The following is a 16,225-nucleotide window of genomic DNA, read 5'->3' as shown; positions in this document are numbered from 1 at the left end:
CAGTATGTTGGACCGGTGAGTAACTCGACCACGGTGGCCGGAGTTGACCTCGGTGATCCCGTATTCGCCGCCAAGGTGCGCGACCATTTGGCCGCCATCGAAACCCTCATCGTGTCCGAGCTGGGGCAGTCCGACCCGCTGTTGACGGAGTCTGTGCTGCACCTTTTCCACGCCGGTGGGAAGCGCTTCCGCCCGCTGTTCACGGTGCTGGCCGCACAGACCGGACCCGATCCGGACAACGACGAGGTGATCCTCGCGGGTGCGGTGTGCGAGCTCATCCACCTGGCCACGCTGTACCACGACGACGTCATGGACGAGGCGCAGAAGCGTCGCGGGGTGCCCAGCGCCAATGCCCGTTGGGGTAACAACGTGGCGATTCTGGCCGGGGACTATCTGCTGGCCACGGCCTCGCGGTTGGTGTCGCGGCTGGGCCCCACGGCCGTGCGGATCGTCGCGGAGACCTTCGCCGAGCTGGTCACCGGGCAGATGCGGGAAACCGTCGGGGTGCCCGAGGGCGGCGACGAGACCGAGCACTACCTCAAGGTGATCCACGAGAAGACCGGATCGTTGATCGCGGCGGCGGGCCGTTTCGGCGCCATGACGTCGCGCTGCGACGACGATCAGATCGAACGGCTGAGCCGCCTGGGCGCCATCGTCGGCACTGCCTTCCAGATCTCCGACGACATCATCGACATCGAGAGCCTCACCGACGAATCGGGCAAGACACCGGGCACGGACCTGCGCGAGGGAGTGCACACCCTTCCGATGTTGTACGCCCTGCGCGATACCGGCCCCGACGCGGACCGGCTGCGCGTCCTGCTGGCCGCGCCGATCACCGACGACGCCGAGGTGGAAGAGGCGCTCGCCCTATTGCGCGCCTCCGAGGGACTGGCGCAGGCCAAGTCCGTCGTCATCGACTACGCCGATCGGGCCAAGGCCGAGCTGGTGGAGTTGCCACCGGGTGATGCTCGTGACGCTCTGGGCGTACTCATCGAGTACACCGTGCGCCGCCACGGATAAGCGCGCGGCGGAACCCTGCTAGATCTTTCTTCGTTAGCTTGAGTGACACCTGGTAACACCCGTCGAGCGAACGAGGAGGATGATCATGCCAGCGGTACCCAGCCACGCCAACGGACTCAAGACAGTGCTGCTGCTGGGCGGCATGTCGGCGATGATCGTGTTCATCGGCTCGCTGTTCCACAGCAAGAGCATCTTGCTGCTGGCCATTGTGTTCGCCGTCGGCATGAACGCGTACGTGTACTTCAAGAGCGACACCTTGGCGCTGCGCGCCATGCACGCCCAGCCGGTCACCGAGTTGCAGCAGCCCGCCATGTACCGGATTGTGCGGGAGCTGGCGACCGTCGCCCGTCAACCCATGCCCCGGTTGTACATCAGCGATACCAACGCCCCTAATGCCTTTGCCACGGGCCGCAATCCTCGCAACGCCGCGGTGTGTTGCACCACCGGCATCCTGGACTTGCTCAGCGAGCGCGAACTGCGCGCGGTGCTGGGACACGAGCTCTCGCACGTGTACAACCGCGACATCCTGATCTCCAGTGTCGCCGGTGCCCTCGCCGCCGTGATCTCGGGCCTGGCCAATATGGCGATGTTCCTGAATTTTTTCGGCGGCGGTGACGAGAACCGCCCCAACCCCTTTGCGCTTTTCCTGGTGTCGATGCTGGGGCCCATTGCCGCCACGGTGGTGAAGATGGCGGTGTCTCGTTCCCGGGAGTACCAGGCCGATCAGTCCGGTGCCGAACTGACCGGTGATCCGCTGGCGCTGGCCTCGGCGTTACGCAAGATCTCCGGTGGGGTGCAGGCGGCGCCGTTGCCGCCCGAGCCGCAGCTGGCCAGCCAGTCACATCTGATGATCGCCAACCCGTTCCGGGCCAGCGATCGGGTCGCCTCGCTGTTCTCGACGCATCCGCCGATGGCGGACCGCATTGCGCGCCTAGAGAATATGGCCCGCTTCTGAGTAATCGCCGACCGTGAAACCAGTGCAGGAAATCGGCTGAGATTCCGCACTGGCTTCACCCTCGGGGAAGTGCTAGACCACCCGGCCGGTCATCGCAGCCAGCCGGTCGAGTGCCGGGGCATCCTCGGCCACGGGCTGCGGGGCGCCGAACTTCCCCGATCGTGCGAACGCCCCGGCAAGTTTCTGCACGAAGCCGAGCGCGTTTTCGGTGAGATCTACCGGCAGGTCGGCGGACGCGCCGGTGGCTCGCGCCAGATCCCAGCCGTGGGTCAGCAGATCGGCCATGCGGACCTGAAGTTGGTTGGCGCCGGTGGTGTGCGCGAACGGGCCGGGATAGGTCTGGTCCAGCACGCCGGGCAGCGCCAGCGCGTCACGCAACGCCTGGGCGGACAGCCGATACGCCGCCACCGGGTCGGCGGCGGTACCGCTGCTGAGCCCGCCGAAGCGCCCGGCCAGTGAGTAGTTCACCTCGACGAGATGGTCCGCCAACTGCCGCAGATTCCATTCCTCGCACGGTGTGGCGGCATCCCACTGATCCGGGCGCACCGCCGCCAGCAACGCCTCGATGGCATCCGAGGCGCGCGCGAAGTCCTCGGCACTCGCGCCGCTCGTCGCTGCCCGGCCTTCTTCGCTCGCGCTCATCAGTGCCCGGCCTTCTTCGCTCGCGCTCATCAGTGCCCGGCCTTCTTCGCTCGCGCTCATCAGTGCCTGGCCTTCTTCGCTCGCGCTCATCAGCGGTACACCATGACGGTGGTGGTGCCGTGCGCCACCAGCCTGCCCTGCGAGTCGACAACCTTGCCCTCGGCGGTCGCCACCCGGCGGCCGGGGTGCAACACCGTGCCCGTGGCCACCAAGCGCTCGCCATCGACCGGGACGGTGCGGACGTAGTTCACCTTGAGTTCGAGTGTGCCGTAACCGATTCCGGGTTCCAGGGTGGAGTGCACCGCGCAGCCCAACACCGAGTCGAGCAGCGTCGCACAGATGCCGCCGTGCAACGTGCCCAACGGGTTGGCGAACTCGGGGCGGGTGACCACGCTGAACGACACCGTCCCGAACTCGATGTCCTCCAGCTGCATCCCGAGTAGACGGGCGATGGGCGGCATCCCGTCGGCCGTCCCACCCATGCTGCGCAGCAGTTCCAGCCCCGACAGGTTCTCGATTTCCGTGGTCATGGCCACCCTTCCGCGTAGACTGATTGGTCCATGCCGACGGTAGCAGCAGATGGACCGATTGGTCTATGTGGGTGAGGAGGGCGAGGTGGCGTCGGGTCCACGGCAACGGCTGATCGACAGCGCGATCGCCATGATGCGCGAGCGTGGTGTGCATGCCACCGGCCTGGCTGACCTGCTTAAACGCAGCGGCACCGCGCGCAACTCCATCTATCAGCACTTTCCGGAGGGCAAGGCCGAACTCATCGCCGCGGCAGAGCGAGAGGCGTCGGATCTTGCCAATGGGTTTCTCGACGCGCTGCGCGCCCGTGGCGATGCGGAATACCTGCTCACCAGGTTCATCGCGTGGTGGGTCAATCAGCTCGAGGCGCATGACTTCGACACCGGGTGCCCGCATGCCGCAGCCGCGCTCGCCGGCCCGGGGGAGGAGCAGATCCGGGCCGCGGCCCACGACGCTTTCATCGGGATGCGCACCCGGCTGGCGGAGTCCTTCCGTGACTCAGGGGTGGCGCACGATGTCGACAGCCTGGCGTCGCTCACCGTCAGCGCCATCGAAGGTGCACTGCTGCAGGCGCAGGCTGCCCGCTCGGTGCAGCCCTTACGCGAGGTCGAGCGTGAGCTGATCGCGCTCATCCGCGCACGGGCGGAGTAAGGGGCGAAAGCCCTTACTCCGCCTCGACTTCCGAGAGGTCGGTAGCCACATGGAACGGCGGGGTGCTCTTTCCGATCACCCGGTATCGGTTCCATGGGTCGGGATCGCCGATGAACGCGTCCCGGGCGCTGTGCGTGGTGCGGATGGTGGCCTTGACGCGGGCCTCGTCGCCGACGATCGCGGTCAATTGCTCGTTCGGCCTGATGCGGCCGATCCAGCGGAAGACGCCGTCGATTGGCTCGCTGTAGCCCTTCAATTCCAACTCGACGGGGATGTCGGTGCCGCGCACGGTGACCGTCGCTTCGCCGATGTAGTCCGAATCGTCGTGTGGGCTGTGGGTGAAGACACTGTTGGTGTCCTCCTGGTGGGGAAGGCTCATGACTCTCCGTCCGGCTCGGTTGCCTCTTGACAATCGGGACACCGTCCCGACAGACTCGCTCGCATAGTCGTAACAGACAGTACCCCATACTTTGTGGTACGGATACTTAATCTTGGCTGATCAGAAGGCAGTGACGTGACGTCCAGCAGCTACAAAGACATCAACTACGCCGACTACGAATTCACCCCGGCCACCACCGTGGGAGGCGATATGCCCACCCGGCGCCGGCGGGTGGGGGATCGACTCAAGACGGCGCGCCGGTTGCTCTTCGAGGCGACCGAACTCAGCTACGACCCCGAGCTCGACATCGATTGGGATGCGCCCCTGGACTCGGGCAAGCATTGGCTGGCCGCACATCGGCTTTCGCTCTTTGGCACCCAGGAGTGGGACATGCTTTCGGACGCGCAGCGCGGCGAGTTGGCGTGCCGCGAACTGGTCAGTCTGCTCAGTTTCGTCATGGATGCCCAGGGTGCGCTGGCGTCGCTGATGTTCCGTGACGTCATCGAGGGCAACACCCTGGCTGACGACTACACGCGCTTTCAGCTGGCCAGTGTTCGAGATATCAGCCGTAATGCCACCATGGTGGGCCGGCTGATCAATAAGACGGGGCTGGAACTACAGCCCGCCCCGATGGCGGTGCAGCGGCTGCAGCGCTTCGGCGTTCCGGCCATCCCGCACGGGCCCCTGGGGCGCGGCTTCATCCTGTTGTTGCACAAGCTGATTCATCAGCTGATGTCCGAGCTTGAGGCCGACGGGCTGGCGCAGCCCGTGGTTCGCCAGGTCGCGAAGATCTGCGTTCTGGTCAGCCGCCGCCAACTCGAGTTCGCCGAGGATGAGCTGTACCGGGCGGTAGACGCCCGTAAATACCTCCCGGCGGCCTGGGCGGATGTATCGCTTGCGCTCCTGACGGTGTTGGCGACGTCATTGATAGTGCGGCCGCAGGTGTATGCCGGTGTGGGTCTGACGCCGCGCAAGGGGCGCCGCGCCGCTGCGCGGAGCGAGAACCTTCGCCACCGGAACTCGGTATTGCTGCGGGGATACTTCGACATCGCCGAGGACGCGGGCATGTTCAGAACCGGAGCTGCGCGAGCGATTCTCAGAGGTCGTGGACTTCTTTGATGTTGCCCGTGGGGATTGACAAACCAGCGCGCGGGGATGAGACTCAATTAACGGTATTAGAAGTAACGGGTACTTTAAGTAATGCACAAAATTGGAGGGCGGGATCAATGACGACCATCGACCAGCCAAGGGCGCTCCACGAGGCCGGAGCCTCGTCGGTGCGCGGTAAGTCCGTTGGAGATCGGGAGAAGACGGCGCAACGGTTGCTGCGTTCGGCGGCGGAACGGGCCTACGACGGTGAGGTGGACATCGACTGGGATGCCCCGCCGGTGCCCGGTCTGTACTGGGCGACGCCGCGCCGCACGTCGCTGTACGGAACCAAGCTGTGGGACAAGCTGACCCAGGAGCAGCGCATCGAGCTGACCCGGCACGAGCTCGGATCGATATTGAGCTTCGGTATTTACGTCGAGACCGGGCTCAGCGCCATGCTGTGGCGGCAGGTGGTGGAACAGAACGGGGGAGCGACCGATCACGGCCGCTACGCGCTGACCGAGGTGAGTGAAGAAGCCCGGCACTCCACGATGTTCGGCCGGCTGGTGAACAAGATGGGTGTCGAGCCATACACCTATCCCAAGTTCGCGACCCGCGTCATCCGGCTCCTCGGCCTGGTGCCGCTGGGACCGTCGGGCCTCGGGGGCCTGCTGCTGGTCGAGGAGGTGCTCGACCGCGCACAACGCGAGACCATGATGGACGAGACGGTGCAGCCGCATGCCCGCCAGCTCATGAAGATTCACGTGCTCGAAGAAGCACGGCACATCACGTACGCGCGTGAGGAATTGGTGCGGCAGATCGCCGAGCGGGGGCCGGTATCCAACGCGATTCACCGCGCGATCTTCGCCCTGGCGGTGATCGGTATTTATCCGGTGCTCTTCAACCCGAAGGCTTACCGTGCGGTGGGTATCCACCCGTTGCGCGGATTTTTCGCCTTCCTGACATCGCCTCACTATCGCGAGAACGCGACCTGGGTTTCTGAGCCGCTGATGCGTTTCATGCATGAGATCGGTTTTCTGGACGGGAAATTCACCGGGCGACTGCTACGGATGTCGCGTGCGATGCCGGAAGACATTTTGGCCGAGATCAAGGCGCGCTAAAGCGCGGCACGGGAACTGGCTCATTGCCGGTGCAATGGGCCAGTTCAGCCATGCCAAGGATCCACCAGTGAAATAGAAAGAGATTGCGCCACATGACTGTTACCGAGACATCACACGAAGAGCAGCGGCCCGACACCGTGGGCGACGGCGGCTCATCGGAGCCCATCCGCATCCGTGCGCTGATTGTCGGCACCGGCTTCTCGGGCATCGGGGCCGGCATCGCCCTGCAGAAGATGGGCGTGCCGTTCCACATTCTCGAAAAGGCCGGCGAAATGGGCGGGACCTGGCGCGACAACACCTATCCCGGTGCGGCCTGTGATGTGCCCACCCACTTGTACTCCTTTTCCTTCGAGCCGAGATCCACCTGGGACCGGCTGTTCTCCCAGCAGCCCGAGATCTTTGATTACCTCAAGGAGGTCGGTGCCAAGTACGGGCTGTACCGGCATGTCACCTTCAACACGCGCGTTACCCGTGGCTACTGGGACGAGGACGAATATCGCTGGCATGTGTTCACAGACGGGGGACAGGAGTACATCTGCCAGTTCCTCATCTCCGGGGTGGGTGCCCTGCATATTCCGAGCATTCCGGAGATCGAAGGCCTGGATCGCTTCGAGGGCCCCGTCTTTCACTCCGCACAGTGGAATCACGACTACGACCTGACGGGCAAGAAGGTCGCCGTTATCGGCACGGGTGCCAGCGCCATTCAGTTCGTTCCGGAGATCGTCGGGAAGGTCGGGGAACTCAAGCTGTTCCAGCGCACGCCGCCATGGGTGCTGCCGCGGACCAATGTCGAGTTCGGTGCGCTGGCCAAACGTGCTTTCGCCGGCGTACCCGGGTTGCGTGCGCTGTTCCGCAGCGGCATGTATTTCGGCGCCGAAGCCGGCGCATACGCGATGAACCGGCGTCCGGCCCTGCTGAAAGGCATTGAGCTCCTGGGCCGCGCGTACATCAAGAGTCAGATCTCGGATCCAGAGGTGCGTCGCAAGGTGACGCCCGACTACCGGGCCGGATGTAAACGTCTGCTGGGATCGGCTACCTATTACAAGGCCATCGAGAACCGGAAGACCGAATTGGTCACCGAAGCCATCACGCGCGTCACCACCGACGGTGTCGTCACCAGCGACGGAATCGAACGCAAGGTCGACGCCATCATCTTCGGCACCGGCTTCCACGTCACCGATTCATATAAGTATCTGGACCTCAAGGGACAAGGCGGCGAGGATCTCGGTGAGCGCTGGTCAAGCCAGGGCGTTACCGCGCACCGAGGCATCACCATCGCGGGCATGCCCAACCTGTTCTTCTTGCTGGGACCCAATACCGGCCTGGGCCACAACTCGATCGTCTTCATGATCGAGTCGCAGATCCACTACGTCACCGAGGCGATCAAGCAGGTCGATGCGGCCTACGCTCAGGCGCTTGTGCCCACGCGTGAGGCGCAGGACCGTTTCAACGCCGAGGTGCAGCGCAAACTGCAGGGGTCGGTGTGGAACAGCGGCGGCTGCCAGAGCTGGTACCTGGACGAGCACGGCAAGAACCGCACCTTGTGGTCCGGATTCACATTCGAATACTGGTCGCAGACAAGAAAAGTCGACCCTTCCGAATACGAGTTCGAGGGGGCGGTGCGGCCAGCGGTGCGCCGGACCATCCCCCGTGCGGACGGGCCCCGGCAGAAGTCGCCAAGTATGGCCGCACAGTAGTTTCGCCCGAGTAGAAGCGAGAAACGATGAAGAACTTCGACAACAAGGTTGCCGTAATCACCGGTGCCGGTTCAGGTATCGGCCGCAGCCTGGCGTTGGCGTTGGCGCAGCGTGGTGCGCGCTTGGCACTTTCGGACATCGATACCGCCGGGGTGGCCGATACCGCCGGGCGCTGCGAGAAGGCGGGCGCGACCGCCATCCCCTTCGAGCTCGACGTGGCCGATCGCGCCGCCGTCTATGCCCATGCCGCCGACGTCAAGAATGAGTTCGGGCAGGTCAATCTGGTGTTCAACAATGCCGGGGTGGCACTTTCGGCCGATGTCAAGGACATGGAATGGGATGACTTCGACTGGTTGATGAATATCAACTTCTGGGGTGTGGCACACGGCACCAAGGCATTCCTGCCACACCTGATCGAATCGGGCGACGGCCATATCGTCAATGTGTCGTCGGTGTTCGGTTTGATGGGCATACCCTCTCAAAGTGCCTACAACGCGGCCAAATTCGCAGTCCGCGGTTTCACCGAATCGCTGCGCCAGGAGATTCGGGCGGCCAAGTTCCCGGTCGGTGTCACCTGTGTGCACCCCGGGGGCATCAAGACCAACATCGCCTCCAGCGCGCGCGGTATCCCCGACGGAGTGGATCGAGAGACCGTCCGCAAGGGGTTCCAGCTGATGGCCATCACCCGGCCGGACTCGGCGGCACGGATCATTCTGCGGGGTGTCGAAAAGAACCGTCCACGGGTTCTCATCGGTCCCGACGCACGCGTGTTCGATGCCATCCCGCGCATCATCGGGCCGCGCTACGAGGACCTGATGGCGCCCTTCTACGGAATGGGCAGGTACGGGATCGGTAAGAAGATCGCGGGCCGCTTCGGTATCGAGTTGTAGGCGGCGGCCCATGACAGATTCTGTCTTGCCCGATACGCCGCGAGTGACCGGCAACCCTCATGTTCACTCGCTGGAGGTCGTCGAGATCATCAGGGAGACAGGCGATGCCGTATCTCTGGTATTCGAGGTGCCCGACGCGCTGGTCGATGCGTTCCGCTACCGGCCGGGCCAGTTTCTCACCCTGAAAATCCCGAGCGAACAGACGGGCTCGGTGGCCCGCTGCTATTCGTTGTCCAGTTCCCCTCATCTTGACGACGACCTCGTGGTCACGGTTAAACGCACGGATGGCGGGTACGCGTCGAACTGGCTGTGTGACAACGTGGGCGTCGGGGACCACATCACGGTGCTCACCCCCTCCGGTGTATTCGTACCGCGCTCGCTGGACAGTGATTTCCTGCTGATCGCCGCGGGCAGCGGCATCACACCGATGCTGTCCATCGCCAAGTCGGTGCTGCTCGGTGGTGCCGGAACGGTGTATCTGTTCTACGCGAATCGCGATGCGCAGAGCGTGATCTTCGGGGCCGAGATCGATGACATCATGGTGGAGTTCCCCGATCGGCTGCGGGTGGTGCACTGGCTGGAGGCCGAGCGTGGTCTGCCCACCCGCGACGCCATGTCCGAGCTGTTTGCGGCCTACACGCGCTACAGCACGTACCTGTGCGGACCGGCGCCCTTCATGGAGGAGGCGCGTGCCGCGCTGTCGGCTGTGGGGATGCCCGCCAATCATATTCACCTCGAGCACTACCAGTCGCTGTCCGGCGATCCGTTCGCGGACATCGTGATCCCGCAGGGCGGCGCCGACGCGGCCCAGGCGACGGTGGAACTCGACGGTACCCGGGTCACCGTCGAATGGCCCAGGAACACCCCGCTGCTCGATGTGCTGCTTGCTCGGGGCATCGATGCGCCGTACTCGTGCCGCGAGGGCGCGTGCAGCGCGTGTGCCTGTACGGTGCGCCGTGGCGAAGTGCGGATGCTGCGCAACGACACGCTGGTCGACGCTGATCTCGCGATGGGATTGACCCTGGCCTGTCAGGCCGTTCCGGTCACGGACAGCGTCGATATCGCCTTTGACCAGTAGACGCGCCATCGCGTGAACTTGGATAGGGTCACAGGATGCGAATTCTGCCCATCCTTGGCGCCGTGGCCAGCGCCGTCGTTGCCGTGATGCTGGCGGGTGTGGCCTCGGCCGACCCGGATACTCCGAATCCGCTTGATCCGTCCGGTCTTCCGAACGTCAACGGGCTCACGCCGGTGTCGCCGCTGGAGTACAGCACCTTGGCGGACACGGCCTATGGCTTCACCATCCCCGGCGGGATCTCGTGCCTGATCAAGCGCGCCGATGCCAGCTATGGCTGCAGCGGCCCGCTGCCCGGCGCCCCCGACGGCGCGAACCTCGTCAGCGGTAGCAACGCTCCAGGTTTCGCCACCACCGATCGGCCGATCTACGGCATGGGCGGCGAGCCGTTCAAGCCGCTGCCGCCGGGGTCCCGCCTGAGCTACCGCGAAGTGAGTTGTGGCCTGGACAGCGGCGGCACGCTGACCTGTGTCAACAACCGCTGGCAGAACGGATTCGTGGTTGGGCCAGGTGGCAGCTACACCACCTAGCGGCCGGTTAGATTGGTTTCCATGCGTGTCGGGTACCTGCTGATCGCCGCCGTGTGCGGTGTCGTCCTTGCCGGTTGTGGTCGGGGTGAAGTCCCTTCGGAGACCGCGGCCCCGGAATCGGCCGACGCGACGACGACGTCGGCGCCTGCGGTGACTGCCGATCCCGGCGTTCAGGCGGCATGCCCCAAACATGGCGGCCGCTGGGACGCCGGGCAGGGATGCGTCATCGACGAGGCCACGCCGCAGGCGACGCAACACCTGGTGGTCCCGGTGCAGTGGGATTCGTCATTCCCCGAGTTACAGCAGGCGGTCGACGGCACGGTGGCCGATATTCGCGCCAACTTCCGCAAGTCCGTCGAGCGTGCCGGCGCGCCACCCGAGGGTAAGCCCTGGGCGCTTCAGGTCAGCTTTGAGACATATCAGGGCAAGGGTGCGCACCCCTCCGACAGCGTGCGGTTTTCGATCAGCGAGTCCCTCGGGGGCTATCACCCCGGATTCGCGTTTCGTACCCTTGCCTTTGATCGGACCTCCAGGCAGGCCATCACCCTGGACACGCTGTTGATCGATCCTGCGACCGCGCTGCCCAAGATCTCCGCGCTGGTGCGCACCGACCTGCGGGCGCAGCTCGGTGGTGTGGGCGCGGAATTCGTCGATACCGGAACGGTGCCGGAGCCGGGCAATTTCAAAGATTTCTCGCTGGACGGCGACGCGCTGCTGTTCTCCTTCGAGCCCTATCGGGTGGCCGCATACGCCGAGGGGCCTATGCAGAGCCGGATAGCGCTATCCGAGCTGCGTGATGTGGTGAAACCCGAGTACCTGCCGGCCTGATCAGAATCCGGTGCCGTGCACTTCGTGCCCGGGTGTCTCGGCCATGAGCCCCCGGTAGGCCTGCTCCACCGTGGAGCCCTGATTGATCACCCCGTCGACCTCGCGGGCGATCGGCATCTGGATGCCGTATTCGTCGGCAAGGGTCATCACCACCGACGAGGCCTTCACGCCCTCGGCCACCTGGTTCATCGATGTGATGATCTCGTCGATGGTCTTGCCCTTGCCGATCTCTTCGCCCACGTGCCGGTTGCGGCTGCTGGAACTCGTGCAGGTGACAATGAGGTCGCCCAGGCCCGCCAGGCCGGGAAAGGTCTCGGGATTGCCGCCCATGGCCACACCGAGTTTGGTCATCTCCCGCAGCGCCCGCGCGATCACCATGGCGCGGGTGTTCTCGCCGATACCGATCGCGTAGCCCATGCCGCTGGCGATGGCGAAGACGTTCTTGAGCGCACCCGCCATCTCGACGCCCACCACATCGTTGGTGCTGTACACGCGGAAACGAGAGGTGCGGAAGAGCTCGCCGAGGCGGGCCGCCTGGTGCTGATCGGGCATCGCGACTACACCGGCGGCCGCGTATCCGCGCGCCACCTCCTTGGCGATGTTGGGGCCGGCCAGTATGCCCGCGGGGTGCCCGGGCAGGACTTCCTCGATGATCTGTGACATCCGCATTCGTGACCCCTGCTCAAGGCCCTTCACCAAGGAGACGATGGGGACCCACGGGCGCAGGGACTGACCGATCTCGGTGAGCACCTCGCGAAAGCTGTGCGAGGGCACCCCCATGATCACCACATCGGCCTGCTCGACGGCCTCGTGCAGATCAGAGGTGGCGCGCAGGCTCTCGGTTAGCTCCACCTCATCGCTCAGGTACCGCGAATTACGGTGCCGCTCATTGATATCCGCGACAGTCTCGGGGGAGCGCGCCCACTGCAGGGTGGGGCTGCGCCGCGCCACAATCGAGGCCACCGTGGTGCCCCAGGATCCGCCACCGAGGACGACGACTTGCGGTTCACGAAGTGCTGCCATGCTCGCCAGGGTATGGGCCCGATGCGCCGCGAATATGCACTTCGGCAATATGAGGGGGTGTTGATCGATGTGACGCTCACTACCGGGTTGAACACCATGGCCGCCGAGGCCGCCGAGGCCGAGGAATCCGGATATGCCGGAATCTGGACCTTCGAGGGTGCGCACGATCCTTTCCTGCCGTTACTGCTGGCCGCCGAGCACACCAAGAACGTCATGCTCGGCACCTCGATCGCCGTGGCGTTCGCACGAAACCCGATGCTGCTGGCCACTATTGGTTGGGACCTGCAGGCCTACTCGGGCGGCCGGTTCATCTTGGGGCTGGGCACGCAGATCAAACCCCACATCACCCGCCGGTTCGACATGCCGTGGAGCAGTCCCGCCGCACGGATGCGAGACATGGTGCTCGCGGTGCGCGCCATTTGGCAGTCGTGGCAGGAGCGCGGAGCATTGGACTACCGCGGCGACTTCTACCAGAACACCCTCATGACACCGATGTTCATGCCGGACCCGGCAGAGGTGAGTGCCTTTGGCCCGCCGCCGATCTGGCTGGCCGGTGTCGGCACGGGAATGACCGAGGTGGCCGGGGAGGTGGCCGATGGGTTCATGTCGCACCCGTTCTGCACGCCCGACTACCTCGCGCAGGTGACCCGGCCAGCGCTGGGCCGGGGAGCCCTGAAATCAGGAAAAGCGCTCGCCGACATCCAGATCCACCATTCTCCGATGATCATCATCGGACGCGATGACGCCGAGCTGGCGAGTGCGCGTGCCGCGGTGCGCAAGCAGCTCGCGTTCTACGGGTCCACGCCGGCGTACTGGCCGATCCTGGAACTGCACGGCAGAGCAGAGATGGGCCCGGAACTGAAAGAGCGTTCCAAACAAGGTGAGTGGGAGGCCATGGCCGCCCTGGTCGACGACGACTTCGTCGACACGGCGGCCGTTACCGTCACCGACCCTGGCCAGGGGGCGCGGGAACTACAGGAACGCTACGGCGATCTGGTGCACCGGTTGGGCTTCAACACCCCGTACCGGCCGGACCGTGCGCTACTGCCCGAGTTGCTGGCCGCCTTCCCGACGAGATGACATCTACGAACGGATTTCGCGAGTAGGGGCGTGCGCCAATGTCATCTCGGAGCTAAGGGGAGCTGACCGCGACACCGGCGCCCAACCCGACGATCATCCACCCACCCGTGGCCCCGACGGCTTCAAGACGTTTGGGGGAGCGGGCAAACCAATTGCGCGCGGTGCTGGCCAGCACCGCCCACACACTGTCGGATACCAGGGCTATCAGCACGAAAATCGCACCGAAGACCGCCATCTGCATGGGCACCGATCCCACTGCGGGGTCGGCGAACTGCGGCAGTACCGCGGCGAAGAACAGCGCCGTCTTCGGATTCGTCATGCCGACGACGAACCCCTGCCGGAAGACGCGCTGCGAACCCACTGCCGGCGCAGCGGCATCCAGCGCGGTGACAAGCGACTTGCGATTCCGAATCGCCTGTGCCCCAAGGTAGATCAGATACGCTGCGCCGACGAGCTTGACCACCGTCAGCGCCCAGGTGGATGCGGCCAGCACCGCACCAAGGCCCGCCGTCGTCAGTACCAGGGGCACCACGGTGCCGGTCGTGTTGCCGAGCACCGTGACCAGTCCCGACCTGCGGCCGAGGCTCAGCGAGCGTCCCACCGCGAACAGGACGCTGGGGCCGGGGATCACGATGAGCGCGTACGCCGCGACAGCGAATCCGATCAGATGCGTTGGTGAGACGGCAGGAAGCATCGGACCATCGTCCTACCGGTAGTTGACGAACTGCAACGCAATATCCAGGTCGGAGCCCTTCAGCAACGCGATAATGGCCTGCAGATCGTCGCGCTTCTTGCTGGACACCCGGATCTCGTCGCCCTGCACCTGCGACTTGACGCCCTTGGGGCCCTCGTCGCGAATGATCTTGTTGATCTTCTTGGCGTTCTCGGTGTCGATGCCCTGCTTGAGGGTGCCGGTGAGCCGGTAGGTCTTGCCGCTGGGTTGCGGGTCTCCCGCGTCGAAAGCTTTCATGCTGATGTCGCGGCGCACCAGCTTCTCCTTGAAGACGTCGACGGCCGCCTTCAGGCGCTCCTCGGTGGAGCTGACGAGCTCGATGGCCTCATCGCCCTTCCAGGCGATCGTGGTGTCGGTGCCACGGAAGTCGAAGCGAGTGGCCAGCTCCTTGGCGGCCTGGTTCAGCGCGTTGTCGACCTCCTGGCGGTCGATCTTGCTCACGATGTCGAATGATGAATCAGCCATGACTGCTCCCTCTTTCTGGTCTTCGTATGTTCCGTATCCAGTCGGTTTGCGTTGGCCCGACCCTATCGTTGTATCCTGCATCGTCTGATAAGGCGGGTTGCCCGAGCGGCCAATGGGAGCGGACTGTAAATCCGTCGGCTTACGCCTACGCAGGTTCGAATCCTGCACCCGCCACAGCGGTCAGGCCCCCTCTCGAGGGGGCCTGACCTATTCCCACCGAGGGCGAGTTCGTCAGCGCGCGATCGGTCAGGCGGCCTGCGCGGCCGCGGCGATCGCCCACGTCACCTCCGGATGTTTGATATCGCTGTGCGCGCCGCTGAACGGCGACTCGTCCGCGGCGATGACCGCGTTCGCATCGAGCGCGTAGAAACGGCCTCGCTCAAACGCATAGGGCTTGCCCGCCTCCTTCAGCATGACCGTGGTCGCCGCCGGGTCTTGTTGGTAGCCGTCATGCCCCATCGCGCCCCAGCGGAATGTCAGCTCCTGAGCGGCCTGGCTGTCCTGGCGCGCCAACGCACTGGCGGCGGGATACCACCAGCCGACGGCGCGATCCGCGGCCGTGAACGTGGCCAGCAGCGGCCCGTCGACCCGTGCTTCCAGTCCGGAGAGCCCGCCGTGCCGGTCGATGTCGAACGGCAGCGAGTGGGCGAAGGCGAAGTGGGAAAAGGCGCCCTGGATCAGGGTGAGGGATTTCACCGGGCTGGTCCCCGTCGCGGGCAGCCCGGCCAGCGCATAGGACACCAACCGGGCGCCGAAGCTGTGGCCGATCAAGTGGATGCGCGGCGGGCCGTCGGGACCCGACAGCGACCCCAGCAGGGGCCCGAGGCCGCGTTCGCCGACCACGCCGGCGCGGTTCTTCATCTCGTAATAGCTCATGGTCCGCAGCAGCTCCCGGGCACCGGACCACAGCCTGGTGAAGGGATTGCCCGATCCCTGAGCGTTTCCGGTGGGCCTCGGGGCCAGGGTGGCGGCATGCCCGAGCACCTTCATGGCGTCGCTGTCCAGGATCGCTGCCTCACCGCTGTCCTCCTCGGATTGCGGCGCGGTGGTGACCAGGCCGGTCGCCAGCGTGACGAACTTCTTCAGCTCGACCGGGTCCTGCGGCTGGATCTCCAGTTGCCGGCCCAACTCGTCGAGTGTGCGCTTCTGGTCGGGCATTGTGGCGGCCAGCGCGGCGGTCACCTGAGTGGGCGAGGCCGGCTGTGCGGACGCCGTGGCCGGGTCATCGTCGGGGAACAAGATGGACGGCCAGATGATCCCGACGGCGGCCGAGGTCGCCCGGCGGTCGCCCAGCTGGCCGGCGAGCAATCCGAACATCGCGTCGTAGAGGGCGCGGGCGGACGCCATGCCGTTGTTCCAGCCGTGTGCCATCACGTACAGGTCGGTGATGCCTCCCGTGGCGACGGCCGCGGCGAGTCCTCCGTCGCCACCGTCCTCGGTGTTGAACGACCCGTCCGCGTTGAACTGAACCTCGAAGCGTCGAAGCCCGTTGATGGGTTCCATGAGATCTCCTGAGTTG

At 65.1% G+C, this 16,225-nt stretch carries 18 protein-coding genes and 1 tRNA gene; 12 read left to right on the top strand and 7 right to left on the bottom strand.

All coding sequences use genetic code 11. The annotated features are described in order from the left end of the window. Positions 1-33 precede the first annotated feature (33 nt). Together MAB_RS19915 and htpX are read left to right on the top strand one after the other, a co-directional pair. On the top strand, positions 34-1,020 hold the full coding sequence (locus MAB_RS19915; RefSeq protein WP_005094629.1) for a polyprenyl synthetase family protein: 987 nt from the start codon (positions 34-36) through the stop codon (positions 1,018-1,020). Positions 1,021-1,105: 85 nt separating this feature from the next. Beyond that, positions 1,106-1,975, top strand: coding sequence for a zinc metalloprotease HtpX (gene htpX, locus MAB_RS19910; RefSeq protein ID WP_005094627.1), 870 nt, complete (start codon positions 1,106-1,108; stop codon positions 1,973-1,975). 72 nt (positions 1,976-2,047) lie between these two features. Here htpX and MAB_RS19905 read toward each other — a convergent pair whose 3' ends face one another. Both MAB_RS19905 and MAB_RS19900 read right to left on the bottom strand, forming a co-directional pair. Next, positions 2,048-2,647 carry a TIGR03086 family metal-binding protein gene (locus MAB_RS19905; protein WP_050546857.1) on the bottom strand — a complete coding sequence of 200 codons (600 nt, stop codon included), beginning with the start codon at positions 2,645-2,647 and terminating at the stop codon, positions 2,048-2,050. A gap of 59 nt (positions 2,648-2,706) precedes the next feature. Next, entirely contained in the window at positions 2,707-3,147 is a 441-nt protein-coding gene (locus MAB_RS19900) for a PaaI family thioesterase (protein WP_005061570.1), read from the bottom strand. 49 nt (positions 3,148-3,196) lie between these two features. Here MAB_RS19900 and MAB_RS19895 point away from each other — a divergent pair, with 49 nt between their 5' ends. Beyond that, positions 3,197-3,796: a TetR/AcrR family transcriptional regulator gene (locus tag MAB_RS19895; RefSeq protein WP_005080346.1), complete on the top strand. Its 600-nt coding sequence runs from the start codon at positions 3,197-3,199 to the stop codon at positions 3,794-3,796. A gap of 13 nt (positions 3,797-3,809) precedes the next feature. Here the strand turns inward: MAB_RS19895 and MAB_RS19890 are convergent, their stop codons facing one another. Beyond that, on the bottom strand, positions 3,810-4,175 hold the full coding sequence (locus MAB_RS19890) for a DUF4873 domain-containing protein (protein ID WP_005080347.1): 366 nt from the start codon (positions 4,173-4,175) through the stop codon (positions 3,810-3,812). A gap of 135 nt (positions 4,176-4,310) precedes the next feature. On the opposite strand from MAB_RS19890, the gene MAB_RS19885 reads away from it, so the two are divergent. From MAB_RS19885 to MAB_RS19855, 7 genes are all read left to right on the top strand, one after another. Next, positions 4,311-5,294 carry a diiron oxygenase gene (locus tag MAB_RS19885; RefSeq protein WP_005112097.1) on the top strand — a complete coding sequence of 328 codons (984 nt, stop codon included), beginning with the start codon at positions 4,311-4,313 and terminating at the stop codon, positions 5,292-5,294. Positions 5,295-5,401: 107 nt separating this feature from the next. Further along, complete coding sequence (locus MAB_RS19880) at positions 5,402-6,385, top strand: AurF N-oxygenase family protein (RefSeq protein WP_005061562.1); 984 nt, start codon at positions 5,402-5,404, stop codon at positions 6,383-6,385. Positions 6,386-6,477: 92 nt separating this feature from the next. Beyond that, positions 6,478-8,082: a flavin-containing monooxygenase gene (locus MAB_RS19875; RefSeq protein ID WP_005080352.1), complete on the top strand. Its 1,605-nt coding sequence runs from the start codon at positions 6,478-6,480 to the stop codon at positions 8,080-8,082. 26 nt (positions 8,083-8,108) lie between these two features. Then, positions 8,109-8,972, top strand: a complete 864-nt coding sequence (locus MAB_RS19870; RefSeq protein WP_005061558.1) for an SDR family NAD(P)-dependent oxidoreductase — start codon at positions 8,109-8,111, stop codon at positions 8,970-8,972. A 10-nt stretch (positions 8,973-8,982) separates the two neighbouring features. Continuing rightward, complete coding sequence (locus MAB_RS19865; protein WP_005088985.1) at positions 8,983-10,050, top strand: ferredoxin--NADP reductase; 1,068 nt, start codon at positions 8,983-8,985, stop codon at positions 10,048-10,050. Between the two features lie 35 nt (positions 10,051-10,085). Next, complete coding sequence (locus MAB_RS19860; RefSeq protein ID WP_005061551.1) at positions 10,086-10,577, top strand: hypothetical protein; 492 nt, start codon at positions 10,086-10,088, stop codon at positions 10,575-10,577. 21 nt (positions 10,578-10,598) lie between these two features. Beyond that, a complete protein-coding gene (locus MAB_RS19855) occupies positions 10,599-11,405 on the top strand; it encodes an RsiV family protein (protein ID WP_005088986.1) in 807 nt (268 codons plus the stop codon). Here MAB_RS19855 and MAB_RS19850 read toward each other — a convergent pair whose 3' ends face one another. After that, positions 11,406-12,428: an NAD(P)H-dependent glycerol-3-phosphate dehydrogenase gene (locus MAB_RS19850; RefSeq protein WP_005061547.1), complete on the bottom strand. Its 1,023-nt coding sequence runs from the start codon at positions 12,426-12,428 to the stop codon at positions 11,406-11,408. A 57-nt stretch (positions 12,429-12,485) separates the two neighbouring features. Here MAB_RS19850 and MAB_RS19845 point away from each other — a divergent pair, with 57 nt between their 5' ends. Next, positions 12,486-13,508, top strand: a complete 1,023-nt coding sequence (locus MAB_RS19845) for a TIGR03617 family F420-dependent LLM class oxidoreductase (RefSeq protein ID WP_005097227.1) — start codon at positions 12,486-12,488, stop codon at positions 13,506-13,508. A gap of 52 nt (positions 13,509-13,560) precedes the next feature. Here MAB_RS19845 and MAB_RS19840 read toward each other — a convergent pair whose 3' ends face one another. Both MAB_RS19840 and MAB_RS19835 read right to left on the bottom strand, forming a co-directional pair. Next, positions 13,561-14,202: a LysE family translocator gene (locus MAB_RS19840; RefSeq protein ID WP_005080357.1), complete on the bottom strand. Its 642-nt coding sequence runs from the start codon at positions 14,200-14,202 to the stop codon at positions 13,561-13,563. A gap of 12 nt (positions 14,203-14,214) precedes the next feature. After that, entirely contained in the window at positions 14,215-14,706 is a 492-nt protein-coding gene (locus tag MAB_RS19835) for a YajQ family cyclic di-GMP-binding protein (protein WP_005077736.1), read from the bottom strand. A 91-nt stretch (positions 14,707-14,797) separates the two neighbouring features. Between MAB_RS19835 and MAB_RS19830 the strand changes: the two genes are divergently transcribed. Then, positions 14,798-14,880, top strand: a tRNA-Tyr gene (locus tag MAB_RS19830). Positions 14,881-14,952: 72 nt separating this feature from the next. Here the strand turns inward: MAB_RS19830 and MAB_RS19825 are convergent. Continuing rightward, complete coding sequence (locus MAB_RS19825) at positions 14,953-16,209, bottom strand: hypothetical protein (RefSeq protein ID WP_005094616.1); 1,257 nt, start codon at positions 16,207-16,209, stop codon at positions 14,953-14,955. Positions 16,210-16,225 lie beyond the last annotated feature (16 nt).

The organism is Mycobacteroides abscessus ATCC 19977 (assembly GCF_000069185.1).
GTDB lineage: Bacteria > Actinomycetota > Actinomycetes > Mycobacteriales > Mycobacteriaceae > Mycobacterium > Mycobacterium abscessus.
Note: the sequence above shows the minus strand (reverse complement) of the source record. Positions and strands in the feature narration are given on the sequence as shown.

Excerpts from the sequence above, each read along its gene's own strand:
- MAB_RS19835 (WP_005077736.1), bottom strand. The coding sequence starts at position 14,706 with ATGGCTGATTCATCATTCGACATCGTGAGCAAGATCGACCGCCAGGAG.
- MAB_RS19840 (WP_005080357.1), bottom strand. The coding sequence starts at position 14,202 with ATGCTTCCTGCCGTCTCACCAACGCATCTGATCGGATTCGCTGTCGCG.
- MAB_RS19870 (WP_005061558.1), top strand. The coding sequence starts at position 8,109 with ATGAAGAACTTCGACAACAAGGTTGCCGTAATCACCGGTGCCGGTTCA.
- MAB_RS19865 (WP_005088985.1), top strand. The coding sequence starts at position 8,983 with ATGACAGATTCTGTCTTGCCCGATACGCCGCGAGTGACCGGCAACCCT.
- MAB_RS19875 (WP_005080352.1), top strand. The coding sequence starts at position 6,478 with ATGACTGTTACCGAGACATCACACGAAGAGCAGCGGCCCGACACCGTG.
- MAB_RS19900 (WP_005061570.1), bottom strand. The coding sequence starts at position 3,147 with ATGACCACGGAAATCGAGAACCTGTCGGGGCTGGAACTGCTGCGCAGC.
- MAB_RS19890 (WP_005080347.1), bottom strand. The coding sequence starts at position 4,175 with ATGAGCCTTCCCCACCAGGAGGACACCAACAGTGTCTTCACCCACAGC.
- MAB_RS19895 (WP_005080346.1), top strand. The coding sequence starts at position 3,197 with ATGGACCGATTGGTCTATGTGGGTGAGGAGGGCGAGGTGGCGTCGGGT.
- MAB_RS19825 (WP_005094616.1), bottom strand. The coding sequence starts at position 16,209 with ATGGAACCCATCAACGGGCTTCGACGCTTCGAGGTTCAGTTCAACGCG.
- MAB_RS19880 (WP_005061562.1), top strand. The coding sequence starts at position 5,402 with ATGACGACCATCGACCAGCCAAGGGCGCTCCACGAGGCCGGAGCCTCG.
- MAB_RS19860 (WP_005061551.1), top strand. The coding sequence starts at position 10,086 with ATGCGAATTCTGCCCATCCTTGGCGCCGTGGCCAGCGCCGTCGTTGCC.
- MAB_RS19905 (WP_050546857.1), bottom strand. The coding sequence starts at position 2,647 with ATGAGCGCGAGCGAAGAAGGCCGGGCACTGATGAGCGCGAGCGAAGAA.
- MAB_RS19850 (WP_005061547.1), bottom strand. The coding sequence starts at position 12,428 with ATGGCAGCACTTCGTGAACCGCAAGTCGTCGTCCTCGGTGGCGGATCC.
- MAB_RS19855 (WP_005088986.1), top strand. The coding sequence starts at position 10,599 with ATGCGTGTCGGGTACCTGCTGATCGCCGCCGTGTGCGGTGTCGTCCTT.
- htpX (WP_005094627.1), top strand. The coding sequence starts at position 1,106 with ATGCCAGCGGTACCCAGCCACGCCAACGGACTCAAGACAGTGCTGCTG.